This is a genomic window from Citrobacter freundii ATCC 8090 = MTCC 1658 = NBRC 12681, assembly GCF_011064845.1.
Lineage (GTDB): Bacteria > Pseudomonadota > Gammaproteobacteria > Enterobacterales > Enterobacteriaceae > Citrobacter > Citrobacter freundii.
The window spans coordinates 1223222-1238052 of record NZ_CP049015.1 but is presented as its reverse complement, the minus strand read 5'-3'; the positions used below and the strand labels follow the sequence as shown (position 1 = coordinate 1238052).

Annotated in this window: 13 protein-coding genes; 3 read left to right on the top strand and 10 right to left on the bottom strand. The window is 51.4% G+C overall.

What is annotated here, in order from left to right; all coding sequences use genetic code 11:
- Positions 1-9: 9 nt before the first annotated feature.
- The gene (gene cof, locus G4551_RS05885; RefSeq protein WP_003021643.1) at positions 10-828 is read right to left on the bottom strand and encodes an HMP-PP phosphatase; all 819 of its coding nucleotides are present in this window, start codon (positions 826-828) and stop codon (positions 10-12) included.
- Positions 829-928: 100 nt separating this feature from the next.
- On the opposite strand from cof, the gene G4551_RS05880 reads away from it, so the two are divergent.
- A complete protein-coding gene (locus tag G4551_RS05880; RefSeq protein WP_003835947.1) occupies positions 929-2629 on the top strand; it encodes an SgrR family transcriptional regulator in 1701 nt (566 codons plus the stop codon).
- Positions 2630-2694: 65 nt separating this feature from the next.
- Positions 2695-3390: a 7-cyano-7-deazaguanine synthase QueC gene (gene queC / locus G4551_RS05875; protein ID WP_003835948.1), complete on the top strand. Its 696-nt coding sequence runs from the start codon at positions 2695-2697 to the stop codon at positions 3388-3390.
- Between the two features lie 117 nt (positions 3391-3507).
- On the opposite strand, the gene fadM is transcribed toward queC, so the two are convergent.
- From fadM to bolA, 9 genes are all read right to left on the bottom strand, one after another.
- Positions 3508-3906, bottom strand: coding sequence for a long-chain acyl-CoA thioesterase FadM (gene fadM / locus G4551_RS05870; protein ID WP_003021636.1), 399 nt, complete (start codon positions 3904-3906; stop codon positions 3508-3510).
- Between the two features lie 102 nt (positions 3907-4008).
- Positions 4009-4383, bottom strand: coding sequence for a helix-hairpin-helix domain-containing protein (locus tag G4551_RS05865; protein ID WP_003835951.1), 375 nt, complete (start codon positions 4381-4383; stop codon positions 4009-4011).
- A gap of 146 nt (positions 4384-4529) precedes the next feature.
- The gene (gene ppiD / locus G4551_RS05860) at positions 4530-6404 is read right to left on the bottom strand and encodes a peptidylprolyl isomerase (RefSeq protein ID WP_003835953.1); all 1875 of its coding nucleotides are present in this window, start codon (positions 6402-6404) and stop codon (positions 4530-4532) included.
- 268 nt (positions 6405-6672) lie between these two features.
- A complete protein-coding gene (hupB, locus tag G4551_RS05855; RefSeq protein ID WP_219352570.1) occupies positions 6673-6963 on the bottom strand; it encodes a nucleoid-associated protein HU-beta in 291 nt (96 codons plus the stop codon).
- A gap of 190 nt (positions 6964-7153) precedes the next feature.
- Positions 7154-9508: an endopeptidase La gene (lon, locus tag G4551_RS05850; RefSeq protein WP_003021627.1), complete on the bottom strand. Its 2355-nt coding sequence runs from the start codon at positions 9506-9508 to the stop codon at positions 7154-7156.
- Positions 9509-9692: 184 nt separating this feature from the next.
- Entirely contained in the window at positions 9693-10967 is a 1275-nt protein-coding gene (clpX, locus tag G4551_RS05845; protein WP_003831013.1) for an ATP-dependent protease ATP-binding subunit ClpX, read from the bottom strand.
- Positions 10968-11093: 126 nt separating this feature from the next.
- Entirely contained in the window at positions 11094-11717 is a 624-nt protein-coding gene (gene clpP, locus G4551_RS05840; protein ID WP_003021624.1) for an ATP-dependent Clp endopeptidase proteolytic subunit ClpP, read from the bottom strand.
- Positions 11718-11964: 247 nt separating this feature from the next.
- Complete coding sequence (gene tig, locus G4551_RS05835) at positions 11965-13263, bottom strand: trigger factor (protein WP_003021622.1); 1299 nt, start codon at positions 13261-13263, stop codon at positions 11965-11967.
- A 343-nt stretch (positions 13264-13606) separates the two neighbouring features.
- Complete coding sequence (gene bolA / locus G4551_RS05830) at positions 13607-13924, bottom strand: transcriptional regulator BolA (protein ID WP_003021619.1); 318 nt, start codon at positions 13922-13924, stop codon at positions 13607-13609.
- 305 nt (positions 13925-14229) lie between these two features.
- On the opposite strand from bolA, the gene G4551_RS05825 reads away from it, so the two are divergent.
- Positions 14230-14808, top strand: coding sequence for a lipoprotein (locus G4551_RS05825; protein WP_003835955.1), 579 nt, complete (start codon positions 14230-14232; stop codon positions 14806-14808).
- Positions 14809-14831: the final 23 nt, after the last annotated feature.

Below are 14831 nucleotides of genomic sequence, written 5' to 3'. Positions count from 1 at the left end.
AGGGATCTCTCATTCGGGGGAATAAGGTAGATGCGGATTATCCAGCCAATGCGTCAAAAAGTGTGACACCGCCTGATTACGGCAATGTCCAATCACCGATAAATGAGGCAGTTCAGCCATCAGTTGCGGCATTGCGTTACCCATAATCAGGCCGCGCCCAACGCTGCCTAACATTTCGCGATCGTTCATAGCATCGCCAAACGCCATACACTCGGACATTGAATATCCTAAGTGGTCACTCAATACCGCCAGCGCGGATCCTTTGTTACAGCCCAGCGGTAGTACCTCAAGGCAATCAACCGCGGAGAAACAGAGATTCGCCTGTTCTCCCAGCGCTTCATTCAGTTGAATGCGCAACTGGATCAGAGACTCATGATCGCCGCAGAAACAGATCTTCGTTACCTGATGAGCCGGAATACGTTTCACATCGACGATCTGGTAGCGAAATCCGCTATACACATGCGCCTGTAGCAGCGAGGGGATCTCTTGTCCGGTAAACCAACCGTTGTCATTAAAGACATGCATGCTGGCGGTGGTATCCCATTTCTGATGTAACACGATATCCGCAACATTCGGATCCAGATCCTGACGGTGCAACACATCGCCCTCAAGAGAGTGAATGCGCGTGCCGTTACCGGTGATCAAAAAGGCGTCCAGTGAAATAGAACCCAAAATGTGGCGCATTTCCAGCACATGGCGGCCAGTGGCAAATGTCAGGGTGATATCGCGTTCACGCAGGCGCGCCAGCGTTGAAAGCGTTTCGTCACCTAAATGGTGATTCGGCATCAAAAGGGTGCCATCCATATCAAATGCAGCCAGACGAGCCATTTCTTTCTCCACACTGTGACGCGGTTAACTTGTGATTCAGTATCACCTGAGATATACGGAAGTAATAGTGAATAGATAAAATGAATTGTTCCGGGTTTATATGAGATTGTTGAATCGCCTGAACCAGTACCAACGCCTGTGGCTGCCTTCGAATGGCGAACCGCAGTCGGTGACCGTCGGGGAACTGGCCGAACGCTGTTTTTGCAGTGAGCGCCACGTGCGTACCCTGCTGAAGCAAGCGCAGGATGCTGGCTGGCTGGAGTGGCACGCCCAGTCTGGGCGTGGGAAACGCGGGCAATTACGCTTTTTGGTGACGCCGGATTCCCTACGCAACACCATGATGGAACAGGCGCTGCAAAAGGGAGAACAGCTTAGCGTGCTGGAACTCGCTCAGTTAGCACCGGGAGAATTAAGAACGTTGCTACAACCGTTTATGGGCGGCCAATGGCAAAATGACACGCCAACCCTGCGTATCCCCTATTACCGCCCGCTTGACCCTTTGCACCCTGGATTTCTCCCCGGTCGCGCGGAGCAACACCTCGCTGGACAAGTTTTCTCTGGCCTGACCCGATTTGACAGCACTACGCAACGTCCCTGTGGAGACTTAGCCCACCACTGGAATATCTCCGCTGACGGCCTGCGCTGGGATTTCTATATTCGCTCCACCCTGCATTGGCATAACGGCGATACGGTAAGCAGCACGCAGCTACATCAACAGTTGCTGAAGCTGTTAGAGTTACCTGCGCTGAATAAGCTATTTATCAGCGTAAAGCGCATTGAGGTTACGCATCCCCAGTGTCTGACCTTTATTCTGCATCGTCCCGACTTCTGGCTGGCGCACCGTCTGGCGAGCTACAGCAGTCACCTGGCGCATCCTGAGCACCCGTTTGTGGGTACCGGCCCGTTCCGGTTGACACTGTTTACTCCTGAGCTGGTGCGTATCGAGAGTCACGATCACTACCATCTGAGTCATCCGCTGCTAAAAGCCATTGAATACTGGATAACCCCGCAGCTCTTCTCCCAGGATTTGGGCACCAGCTGCCGCCATCCGGTGCAAATTGCGATTGGTAAACCCGAAGAGTTACCTATGCTAAGCCAGGTAAGCAGCGGGATCAGCCTTGGTTTTTGCTATCTCACGCTAAGAAAAAGCGCGCGCCTGAATACGCAGCAGGCTCGTCGACTGGTCGATATTATCCACCGTTCTTCCCTGCTACAAACGCTTGAAGTGGATGAAAATCTGATCACGCCAAGCAATGCACTGCTGCCCGGATGGAGTATCCCGCAATGGGATGAACTCGACGAGGTAGCATTACCGGAAAAGCTGACGCTGGCTTATCATCTGCCGGTAGAACTTCACGCTATGGCTGAACAGCTTTGCCATGCGTTGGCTCTGCTCGGCTGTGAATTAACGCTTATTTTTCATAATGCTAAAAACTGGGATGGCAATCATCCCCTAGCCCAGGCCGACCTGATGATGGGCGACAGGCTGATTGGTGAAGCACCTGAATATACTCTCGAACAGTGGTTGCGCTGCGATCAGCTCTGGTCACATGTATTGAATGCGCCAGCATACACACATTTGCAAACGACCCTGGATGCCCTACAAATCCAGGCCGATGAGGACGATCGCCACGCGGCTTTACAACAAGTTTTCGCCACGCTAATGCATGACGCTACCCTGACGCCACTGTTCAATTATCACTATCGCATCAGCGCGCCACCAGGGGTGAACGGCGTACGCCTGAATCCTCGTGGCTGGTTCGAATTTACCGAAGCCTGGTTGCCACCTCCTTCAGCGTGAAGAAGCTGGTCGGCGACACGCCCAGGCGCTACCATAAGGGCTTCGTTATTTTGTCAGGAAAAGCCATGAAACGTGCCGTTGTTGTATTCAGTGGAGGTCAGGACTCCACGACTTGTCTGGCGCAAGCGCTGCATCAGTATGATGAAGTGCACTGCGTGACCTTTGATTATGGTCAGCGCCATCGCGCTGAGATTGATGTCGCACGTGACCTGGCCTTAAAACTTGGCGCACGCGCGCACAAAGTGCTTGATGTCACGCTGCTCAGTGAACTGGCTGTCAGCAGCCTGACCCGCGATAATATTCCGGTACCCGATTACGAACCGGATGCGAACGGCATTCCCAATACCTTTGTGCCAGGACGCAATATTCTGTTCTTAACGCTGGCAGCGATTTACGCGTACCAGGTGCAGGCAGAGGCAGTCATTACCGGCGTTTGTGAAACGGATTTCTCTGGATACCCGGACTGTCGCGATGAGTTCGTCAAAGCCCTGAACCATGCCGTAAGCCTGGGGATGGCGAAAGATATTCGCTTTGAAACCCCACTGATGTGGATCGATAAAGCCGAAACCTGGGCGCTGGCTGATTACTGGGGCAAGCTGGACCTGGTACGCGAAGAAACACTAACTTGCTATAACGGCATCAAAGGTGACGGTTGCGGTCACTGTGCGGCGTGTAATCTGCGTGCCAACGGCCTGAACCATTATCTGGCGGATAAACCGGGAGTGATGGCGGCAATGAAGCAGAAAACCGGCCTGAAATAATTGAGCGAATAGTGCCGGATGGCGGCGTAAACGCCTTATCCGGCCTACCGACAGCATTCATCGTACACAATATCGCCCGTAGGCCTGATAAGCGAAGCGCCATCAGGCAACGTTGAGCTACTGCACCATCTGCTCCAGTTTTTCGCGTAACTCCCCTTCCAGCGGCAGCGCTTTTTGCGTTTTCAAATCAATACAGACGAAGGTAATCAACGCGTCGGCCACTACCTGCCCTTCCGGCTCCAGAGTAATTGTCTGGTTTAACACCCCGCTTTTGCCATTTAGCTGTTGCACCTGACTAGTGATGGTCAGCAGGTCGCTTAGCACCGCTGGACGACGGTAGTTAATATTTATATTCACGACCACAAAAGCGATGTTGTGTGCAGTCATCCATTGAAAGCTGTCGCTGTTTTCCAGACCATCCCAGCGGGCTTCTTCCAAAAACTCGAGATAGCGGGCGTTGTTGACGTGCTGATAGACATCAAGATGAAAACCACGGACTTTGATTTGTGTTTGCATAGCGCAGGAACCTTACGTTTTTATAAGAATATATTCAGGGTAGTGAGGTCATAACTGGTATGACCTCTCTAGTCTGGCAAATTTTCAGCGCTGTGCAAGTTATTAAAGTGTTAAAAATGCCAAATTACGCTCCACCAGCGAACTGCCCATACCCGGCACCTGCTTTAAGTCCTCCACCGTTTTAAACGGTCCGTACTCCTCACGATAGCTCACAATCGCCTGCGCTTTCTTCAGACCGACGCCATTCATGACTCGCGCTAAATCCTCCGCAGAAGCGCTGTTGATGCTTACCCTGGTGCCTTCATCGTCGCTTGCTTTAGCGGGCAGTGTGGCTTTGCTTTGTGCCGCCCCTGAGTTTTCCGCTTTGGTTTGAGTCGCCTGGCTTTTGGCGACAGGCTCAGCCGCCAATGCAGTTTGGGCCATACCAGCGCAGGTCAATGAAAGAGTGATAAGCAGGGCTTTGATTCCATGTTTCATACTGTTTTCTCCTTGTTTGTTAACAGTGGAATCACGATAGCGAGGTGCAGAACGGCAGACAAATGGCAAATATCAGAAATGGAAAAGGCCGCGAAAGCGGCCTTTGGTAGATACAACTTTTTGCAATTTTTTGCGAACTGCCTCGGTTATTGCTGCTGTTCCAGTGCATCACCGATTTTAATTTTTGCGGCTTTACGCAGGTTGCTCATCAGCGCTTCGAAGACAATCTGCGCGTTGTTCTGAGTGATCCCCTGAACCATCGCTTTCTTCTGCGCTTCAGGCATAGAACCGGCTTTCACCTCGTCCAGCGCCAACAGAACAACGTTACCCTGCATGTCGTTCGCTACGCCGTAGCTCGGCTTGTCTTTCGCCGGCAGGCTCAGACCAAAGGCAGCCTGGCTCAACGGATCCTGATCCGTACGGCTCAGCGTTTTTGCCTCGCCAAAGCTCAGACCCGCAGCTTTCATCGCTTCATCACCTTTACCGGCTTTCAAATCCGCCAGCAGTTTATCGGCATCAAGCTTCGCCTGCTGCTCTGCTTTATTGTGCTTAACGAGCGCAGTTACCTGCTCTTTCACTTCAGCCAGTGGCTTCACGGCTTCAGCTTTGTGCTCTGCAATACGCAGCACGAACGCGCGATCGCCATCCACGGTGATGATATCGGAGTTACTGCCAGGTGTACCGTTCTCGCCAACCAGACCACCATTGAAAATGATGTCAGCGACTGGTTTGAAATTCAGTTCTTCCGGCAGGCTGTCACGGCTAAACCAGCCCGTTTCAACCGCTTTCATACCTGCTGCCTGCTCTGCACCCGCCAGAGATTCGTTATCGTTGCTGGCCGCATCGCTGACTTTCTGTTGCAGCGCATAGTAGGCATCCAGCGCTTTTTCCTGCTTCACTTTTGCCGCAATGTCGTCACGGGCTTCGCTCAGCGGTTTAACCTGTGCAGGCTGTACGTCGTCAAGACGCGCAACGAGGAAACCAACGGAAGACTTAATTACGCCAGACAGTTGGCCTTTTTCTTTCAGACCGGCATTTTTCAGCTCATCCGGGGTGGTTGAATCTTCCAGCCATCCCATATCGCCGCCTTTACGGGCAGAGATGATATCGGCAGATTTTTCTTTCGCCAGCGCAGCAAAGTCACCGCCTTTATTCAGCTCGTCCAGTACCGCTTTGGCTTCATCTTCAGTTTTGGTCTGAATGATGCTATAGCGGTTACGCTGCGGCTGAGTGAACTGATCCTGATGCTGGTCATAGTAAGACTGAATATCAGCATCGCTGGCCGTCTCCTGCATAGCAGCAGCATCCAGCTTGATGTAGCTCACGCGGAACTGTTCCGGCGTCATAAAGTTGTTTTTATTCTGCTCGTAGTAGCTGGCAACTTCCTGCTCGGTAACAGACTGCTTCGCGGCCAGTGCGTTAACGTCAATCGTCGCCTCGCGCACGATCCGCTGCTGTGCGACCAGCGCCGCCAGTTCGTCCGTTTCGCCTTTCAGCATAAAGTCCGTACCGGCAACGCCGTTAATCAGCTGCTGGGTAGTAAGCTGATTACGTAATGCCTGAGCGTACTGGTCTGCGGTCATGCCCATCTGATTAACAATTGCGTTATAGCGGTTGTTATCAAATTTACCGTCGACCTGGAAAGCAGGCGTGGCAAAAATAGCCTGTTTAATCTGATCGTCGCTGATGTTGAGCTTAAGCTCGCGGGAATACTGATCCAGCAGCGCTTCGTCAACAAGACGATTCAGCACCTGCTGACGCAGCGTTTTCATGTAACCTTCGTTCGCGGCCAGCTCGGAGTATTGATCGCCCAGCTGTTGCTGCATGCGGTTACGTTCGCTGTTGAACGCATTCTCGAACTGCCCGCGGCTGATCTCCTGGCCATTCACTTTGGCGGCGAAGTTATTGCCCCCGCCAATCAGGTAACCACTCACGCCGGTCAAAATGAACGACACGATAATGATACCGAAAATAATCTTGAGCACGAGACTGTTAGCAGCCGTGCGTAAGCTGTCCATCATGGTGTAACCACACTCCGCTGTAGATGACTATACGCGTTATCTCTAAAAGCCGCCTGCGCGTTGACACAACAACGGCGGCAAGGATTATGAGTATATATGCTTCACGCAGCATAGCGTTTCCTGAACGCTGCGCACAAAGGCCTATTGTGACAAGAAACAGGGGTAATTGTCAGCCCACAACACGTAGAAAGTACCGGAATTACAAATAAAAAAGGCACATCAGTCGATGCGCCCTTGTACTTCGTCACATCCCCAAAGGGGAAATCACTTAGTTTACCGCGTCTTTCAGTGCTTTACCTGCACGGAAGCCCGGTACTTTAGCCGCGGCAATGGTGATCTCTTTACCTGTTTGCGGGTTGCGACCAGTACGGGCAGCACGCTCTTTAACGGCAAAAGTACCAAAACCTACCAGCGCTACGTCATCACCTTCTTTCAGAGATTCGGTAACAGAAGCAATAATTGCATCTAACGCACGTCCAGCCGCAGCTTTAGAGATATCAGCCCCTGCAGCAATTTTGTCGATCAGTTGAGATTTATTCACTCTTCTCTTCCTCTTTATAATTTATATCGCACCTGAATCCTTCAAAGTGCGACCGCGCAGCAGTTATATCAGGCCTGCCATGCCCTTACAACACCCGTTAATGATGGCAAGCCTAATCCGTCATCTAAATTAGCTATACAAAAAAAGGCTGGCAAGCCCGAAATGGCCTGCCAGCCCTGTTTTTATTAATGCTCTTTGCGCGAGGTCACTATTTTGCCGTCACAACCTGCATTCCAGAGGGTTCATTTTGCAACGCAAGAGCCAGAACTTCCTCAATGCGTTTCACCGGATGGATGTCCAGATCGGCAATTACGTTATCCGGAATCTCTTCCAGGTCACGTTTGTTCTCATCAGGAATTAAGACCGTTTTAATACCGCCACGGTGTGCCGCCAGCAGTTTTTCTTTCAAACCACCGATTGGCAGAACCTGACCACGCAGGGTGATCTCGCCGGTCATCGCCACGTCGGCGCGAACCGGGTTACCGGTAAGACAAGAAACCAGCGCGGTACACATGGCAATACCCGCACTTGGGCCATCTTTCGGCGTCGCTCCTTCAGGTACGTGAACGTGAATGTCGCGTTTTTCGTAAAAGTCCGGATTAATACCCAGTTTTTCCGCACGCGCACGTACCACGGTCAGTGCAGCCTGAATAGATTCCTGCATGACTTCACCCAGAGAACCGGTGTAGGTCAGTTTACCTTTACCCGGTACGCAGGCGGTTTCGATGGTCAACAGATCGCCGCCCACTTCCGTCCACGCCAGGCCGGTTACCTGACCAACGCGGTTTTCGTTGTCCGCGCGGCCATAATCAAAGCGCTGTACGCCCAGATAGTCGTGCAGATTATCGCCATTGATCTCGATATGTTTCAGCGACTTGTCGAGCAACAGCTGTTTCACCGCTTTACGGCACAGTTTGGAGATTTCGCGCTCCAGACTACGCACGCCCGCTTCACGGGTGTAGTAACGAATAATGCCTACAATGGCGCTATCGTCGACCGTCAGCTCACCTTTTTTCAGCGCGTTACGCTCAATCTGTTTCGGCAACAGGTGACGTTTTGCAATATTCAGCTTCTCGTCTTCGGTATAACCGGACAGACGGATCACTTCCATACGATCCAGCAACGGCGCCGGAATATTCATGGAGTTAGAGGTCGCAACGAACATCACGTCGCTGAGATCGTAGTCCACTTCCAGGTAGTGATCGCTGAACGCCACGTTCTGCTCTGGATCCAGCACCTCAAGCAGTGCGGAAGCCGGATCGCCACGCATGTCGGAAGACATTTTGTCGATCTCATCAAGCAGGAACAGCGGGTTTTTAACACCCACTTTAGCCATTTTCTGGATCAGTTTACCCGGCATAGAACCGATATAGGTCCGGCGGTGACCGCGAATTTCAGCCTCATCACGCACGCCGCCCAGCGCCATACGGATGTATTTACGCCCGGTCGCCTTGGCGATGGACTGCCCCAGAGAAGTTTTACCTACCCCCGGCGGCCCAACCAGACACAGGATCGGTCCCTTGATTTTGTTCACACGGCTTTGAACCGCGAGATACTCAAGGATACGATCTTTGACGCGTTCCAGACCGTAATGGTCGGTATCGAGGATTTCCTGCGCCTGACGCAGGTCTTTTTTGACCTTGCTACGCGCATTCCACGGTACCTGAACCATCCAGTCGATGTAGCCACGCACTACGGTCGCTTCCGCCGACATCGGAGACATCATTTTCAGCTTCTGCAGTTCCGCTTCCGCTTTCTCTTTTGCCTCTTTCGGCATTTTCGCCGCGTCGATCTTACGCTTTAGCGCTTCGTTTTCGTCCGGCGCATCGTCCATCTCGCCGAGCTCTTTCTGAATAGCTTTCATCTGCTCGTTCAGATAGTACTCACGCTGGGATTTTTCCATCTGCTTTTTCACGCGGTTGCGAATGCGTTTCTCAACCTGCAGCAGATCGATTTCAGACTCCATCATCGCCATCAGATATTCCAGACGTTCGTTAACGTCGGACATCTCCAGCACGGACTGTTTGTCAGCCAGCTTCAGCGGCATGTGCGCAGCGATGGTGTCCGCCAGACGTGCAGGATCGTCGATGCTGTTCAGCGACGTCAGCACTTCTGGTGGGATTTTCTTGTTCAGCTTGATGTAACCTTCGAACTGGCTGATAGCAGTACGCACCAGCACTTCCTGTTCGCGCTCATCAATAGCAGGCGAGTCAAGGTACTCTGCTTTCGCAGAGAAATGCTCGCCGTTGTCAGACAGCGCTGAAATACGCGCGCGCTGTAACCCCTCGACCAGCACTTTTACGGTGCCGTCAGGCAGTTTCAGCATCTGCAGAATAGAGGCCACGGTCCCGACGGTGAAAAGATCGTTTACACCCGGCTCATCCGTTGACGCTTCTTTCTGTGCGACCAGCATGATTTTTTTATCATGGTCCATAGCCGCTTCCAGACAACGGATAGATTTTTCCCGCCCTACAAATAAGGGTATGACCATGTGCGGATAAACCACCACATCGCGCAACGGCAATACGGGGATTTCAATGCGTTCAGAACGCTCAGGATTCATAGAGCTCTCTCTTAGTTTAGTTTCCGCCAGGTAATCAGGTGGTACGACTGTGCTTCACACCACCTTTAACATGTATGTCAGTATATGGGGATGTTTCCCACACATTCAACGCCATGTTTACGGAAAAATAAAAGGGGAGATAAAATCCCCCCTTTTTAATTAAATGTCTGTATGAATTGATGAATTATTCGCCAGATGCCTGCTGTGCTTCCGGCTTACCGTAAATCAGCAATGGCTTGCTCTGGCCGCCAATCACCGACTCGTCGATCACCACTTTTTCGACGTCTTCCATAGAAGGCAGATCGTACATGGTGTCGAGCAGCGCGGCTTCGACGATAGAACGCAGACCACGGGCACCGGTTTTACGCGCCATCGCTTTCTTGGCGATCGCATCCAGCGCTTCCTCACGGAACTCCAGATCAACACCTTCAAGATTGAACAACGCCTGGTACTGCTTGGTCAGGGCATTTTTCGGCTCTTTGAGGATCTGAATCAGCGCTTCTTCACTCAGTTCGCTCAGGGTTGCCACAACCGGCAGACGACCGATGAACTCAGGGATCAGACCAAATTTGATCAGATCTTCCGGTTCGACCTGCGACAGCAGTTCACCTTCGCTGGCTTTATCAGACTGTGCTTTTACCGTTGCGCCAAAACCAATGCCGGAGCCAGTTTCAACACGGTTAGCAATCACTTTATCCAGACCGGCAAAGGCACCACCGCAGATAAACAGGATCTTGGAGGTATCAACCTGCAGGAATTCCTGCTGAGGATGTTTACGACCACCCTGCGGCGGAACGGCAGCAACCGTACCTTCGATCAGTTTCAACAGCGCCTGCTGTACGCCTTCGCCAGAAACGTCACGGGTAATGGACGGGTTATCAGACTTACGAGAAATCTTGTCGATTTCATCGATATAGACGATCCCACGCTGTGCTTTCTGCACGTCGTAATCGCACTTCTGCAACAGTTTCTGAATAATATTTTCAACATCTTCACCCACATAACCGGCTTCGGTCAGCGTGGTGGCGTCGGCCATAGTGAACGGAACGTCCAGCAGGCGCGCCAGCGTTTCAGCCAGAAGCGTTTTACCGGAACCCGTCGGACCAATCAGCAGGATGTTACTTTTGCCCAACTCAACCCCATTGCTGGTGTCGCCGTTGCGCAGACGTTTGTAATGGTTGTATACCGCGACCGCCAGCACTTTCTTCGCCTGCTCCTGACCGATAACGTAATCGTCCAGGTGGTTGCGAATTTCATGTGGCGTCGGCAGCGCACTGCGTTCACGGTGCGGTGCTACTTCCTTAATCTCTTCGCGAATGATGTCGTTGCATAAATCAACACATTCGTCGCAGATATACACGGATGGACCGGCAATCAGCTTACGCACTTCATGCTGGCTTTTGCCGCAAAAAGAGCAGTACAACAATTTGCCCGAGCCATCTTTGCGTTTATCTGTCATGGGTCAAAACCTCTTCTTTGTTCTTTGTGCCGCACACGACGACGCAAATGCCATTCTCAGGCGCAAGACGCTAGTCAGCGTTGTGCCGCTCCAGGTAATTATAGCGGCACACCTGCGCACTGGGCATTAATTACGATGGGTCAAAATCGAGTCGACCAGACCGTACTCTACCGCTTCAGAAGCGGAGAGGAAGCGATCGCGCTCGGTATCACGTTCAATCTGCTCAAGAGATTGACCCGTATGATGCGCCATAAGTTCGTTCATGCGCCCTTTTACCTTCAGGATTTCACGGGCATGAATTTCAATATCCGTTGCCTGGCCCTGGTAACCGCCCAGAGGCTGGTGGATCATGACGCGAGAGTTAGGCAGGCAAAAACGTTTGCCTTTCGCCCCGGCGGTCAGCAGGAACGCCCCCATTGAGGCCGCCTGGCCCATACAAATGGTGCTGACGTCCGGCTTAATAAACTGCATGGTGTCATAGATAGACATCCCGGCAGTGATCACTCCACCAGGGGAGTTGATGTACAGGTAGATATCTTTTTCTGGGTTTTCTGCTTCCAGGAACAGCATCTGCGCCACGATCAGGTTAGCCATATGGTCTTCGACCTGGCCGGTCAGAAAAATGACGCGTTCCTTAAGTAGACGAGAATAGATATCAAAAGAGCGCTCACCACGTGAGGTCTGTTCAATGACCATCGGCACCAGCGCCATATGGGGTGCAAAGTTATCTCGTTCGCCGCTGTATGACATTTCCGTCTCCTGGATTAAATTTGAAAAAACCTGCTGTGCTGATTGTAACCTTATGGACGGATTATCAGCTAGTCCCTCAGTAATGGGTACGACATCGCCATAATTCAAGCATAACAATCTTTTGTTGTAACGCTAACACTGAAACGCTGTTTTCGCACTCTTCCCATGCAAAATGCGTGACAAAAAAAAACCCGCCACCAAAAGGTGACGGGCTTGCGTACGAAATTCGTGCTAAAAAAGCGACGAATTACGCCTGCTGGTTCATCAGCTCGTTGAAGGAAGTGGCTTTTTCAGTCACTTTCGCTTTCGCCAGAACGGCTTCAACAGCCTGCTCTTCCAGAGCGACGTTACGCATGTTGTCCATCAGCTCTTTATTTTTGCTGTAGAACTCAACCACTTCTTTCGGATCTTCGTAAGCAGAAGCCATCTCTTCGATCAGGCCTTTAACGCGATCTTCGTCAGCTTTCAGTTCGTTGGTGCGAATCACTTCGCCCAGCAGCAGACCAACAACTACGCGACGCTTAGCCTGTTCTTCGAACAGTTCACGCGGCAGTTCCAGAGCTTGTTTCTCGTTGCCGCCGAAACGCTGTGCAGCCTGACGACGCAGAACGTCGATTTCGCTGTCGATCAGCGCAGCCGGAACGTCGATGTCGTTAGCTTTTACCAGACCTTCGATCGCCTGAGACTTAACGCGGTTACGCACAGCGCCTTTCAGCTCGCGTTCCATGTTTTTGCGTACTTCAGCGCGCAGACCTGCTACGGAACCATCTTCAACGCCGAAACGTTTGATGAATTCTTCAGTCAGTTCCGGCAGTTCGCGTTCTTCAACTTTCTTCAGGTTGATAACGAACTTAGCTGCTTTACCTTTCAGGTTTTCAGCGTGGTACTCTTCCGGGAAAGTCACGTCGATAGTGAACTCTTCGCCAGCTTTGTGGCCTTTAACGCCTTCTTCAAAGCCTGGGATCATACGACCCTGACCCATCGCCAGTACGAAGTCAGACGCTTTGCCGCCTTCGAACTCTTCGCCGTCTACAGAACCGGTGAAGTCGATGGTTACACGGTCTTCTGCATCAGCAGCGCCGTCTTTGTCTTTCCAGGTAGCCTGCTGCTTACGCAGGGTATCCAGCATCACGTCAACGTCAGCGTCGGTGACTTCAACAACCGGTTTTTCAACTTCGATTGCTTCCAGACCAGTCAGCTCAACTTCCGGGTAAACTTCGAACTCTACCGCGTAAGTAAAATCTTCACCCAGTTTGTATTCGCCCGGAACGTAGTTCGGTGCGCCAGCCGGATTGATTTTTTCTTTGATGATCGCGTCAACGAAGTTGCGGCTCATCAGGTCGCCCAGAACGTCCTGGCGAACAGATGCGCCATAACGCTGAGCAACAACATTCATCGGTACTTTTCCTTTGCGGAAACCGTCAATACGCACTTTCTTCGCTACGTTGACCAGCTCGCTTTTCACAGCGGTCTCGATGCTGTCAGCAGCGATAGTAATCGTTACACGGCGGCCAAGGCCTTGAGTGGTTTCAACTGAAACTTGCATCTTGTTACCTCAAAAAATCACAGTGCTCGGTCAACTCTTCTCCGCAAGCACAGGTTGTTGGCTTCGCGGAACTGGGATGTTCTCATAAGCAATCACATTCCCTGTCGTCAGAATCATCCCGAAGACATTCCGAAAAATAAGACGCGCATTATAGCGGCATCACTTTTATGAGTCGAGAACGGTTATCGCGCGTTGCTGCGGCTTTTTTCACAATTCCCGGCTAATTTTTGTCTGAATACTGTACGACTGCCCCAGAATTCAGACAAAACAAAACGGCCCGCAGGCCGTTTTCACATAATCTGTAGCAACATACTGGAAAAGCGTCGGTTGTTGCAAATCCGTTTTACGCGATGCTTCCCGCCCCACGACACGGAGGCGATGCAAAAATCGTATCCTGCAACGCTTCCCACTCCTTAATGGTGTAGGTATGCAGGGCAAGTGCGTGAACGGTTGTGGAAAGCTCCGCCGTTAACGTGCTGTAAATCATCCGATGACGATTAAGAAAACGTTCACCTGTAAAGCGATCGCTAACCAGCACAACCTTAAAGTGGCTTTCAGAACCAGCCGGGACATTGTGACGATAGCTTTCATCCACAACTTCGAGGAACACGGGTTCGAACGCTGCCCTTAATTTTTCTTCTATTTGCTCACGAATCATCATGAAATTTTCCTCCGACAACGCTGAGATGTCACCCATCCCTTTAAATACTAGCCGCTTTTACCGTTTTCATTACACCTTAGCAACAAAAAATTAGCGCTTGTCTGATTTTCTCAGCCAAACGGATGAAGTTCACTGAATCCTCACTTCGTTTTATTGCAAAAAGTCCGTTTATGGTCTCCACAAAGTCATAAAACGGACAACACAATGAATTTACATGCGTTACCCACTTCCCCTCATCGTTGGCGATGTTATGATGGCGGGAATTTTCTCTAACCATACAATTTAGATTCGCTGAGAGCCCTGGCATGTTTAAAAAAATCCTATTCCCGTTAGTCGCGATGTTCATGTTAGCTGGATGCGCAACGCCGCCGACCACTATTGAAGTCTCCCCGAAAATTACCCTGCCACAGCAGGACCCAAGCCTGATGGGCGTGACCGTTAGCATCAACGGTGCCGACCAGCGTCAGGATCAAGCGCTGGCAAAAGTCACCCGCGACAACCAGCTGGTTACGCTGACTGCGTCCCGCGATCTGCGCTTCCTGCTGCAAGAAGTACTGGAAAAACAGATGACCGCACGCGGTTATATGATTGGACCAAACGGCGCTGTAAACCTGCAAATCATTGTTAGCCAGCTGTACGCTGACTTGTCTCAGGGTAGCGTGCGCTATAACATTGCCACCAAAGCAGATATCGCCATCATTGCGACCGCTGCTAACGGCAACAAGATGACCAAAAACTACCGCGCAAGCTATTCTGTTGAAGGCGCACTGCAGGCCTCTAACAAAAATATCGCTGACGCCGTTAACAGCGTGCTGACCGACACCATCGCTGATATGTCTCAGGACACCAGCGTTCACGATTTCATCAAGCAGAACGCTCGTTAATTTCTGCCCATATGGCCCGGCGT

Coding starts and splice junctions, on each gene's coding strand:
- cof (WP_003021643.1), bottom strand. CDS start 828: ATGGCTCGTCTGGCTGCATTTGATATGGATGGCACCCTTTTGATGCCG.
- G4551_RS05880 (WP_003835947.1), top strand. CDS start 929: ATGAGATTGTTGAATCGCCTGAACCAGTACCAACGCCTGTGGCTGCCT.
- queC (WP_003835948.1), top strand. CDS start 2,695: ATGAAACGTGCCGTTGTTGTATTCAGTGGAGGTCAGGACTCCACGACT.
- fadM (WP_003021636.1), bottom strand. CDS start 3,906: ATGCAAACACAAATCAAAGTCCGTGGTTTTCATCTTGATGTCTATCAG.
- G4551_RS05865 (WP_003835951.1), bottom strand. CDS start 4,383: ATGAAACATGGAATCAAAGCCCTGCTTATCACTCTTTCATTGACCTGC.
- ppiD (WP_003835953.1), bottom strand. CDS start 6,404: ATGATGGACAGCTTACGCACGGCTGCTAACAGTCTCGTGCTCAAGATT.
- lon (WP_003021627.1), bottom strand. CDS start 9,508: ATGAATCCTGAGCGTTCTGAACGCATTGAAATCCCCGTATTGCCGTTG.
- clpX (WP_003831013.1), bottom strand. CDS start 10,967: ATGACAGATAAACGCAAAGATGGCTCGGGCAAATTGTTGTACTGCTCT.
- clpP (WP_003021624.1), bottom strand. CDS start 11,717: ATGTCATACAGCGGCGAACGAGATAACTTTGCACCCCATATGGCGCTG.
- tig (WP_003021622.1), bottom strand. CDS start 13,263: ATGCAAGTTTCAGTTGAAACCACTCAAGGCCTTGGCCGCCGTGTAACG.
- bolA (WP_003021619.1), bottom strand. CDS start 13,924: ATGATGATTCGTGAGCAAATAGAAGAAAAATTAAGGGCAGCGTTCGAA.
- G4551_RS05825 (WP_003835955.1), top strand. CDS start 14,230: ATGTTTAAAAAAATCCTATTCCCGTTAGTCGCGATGTTCATGTTAGCT.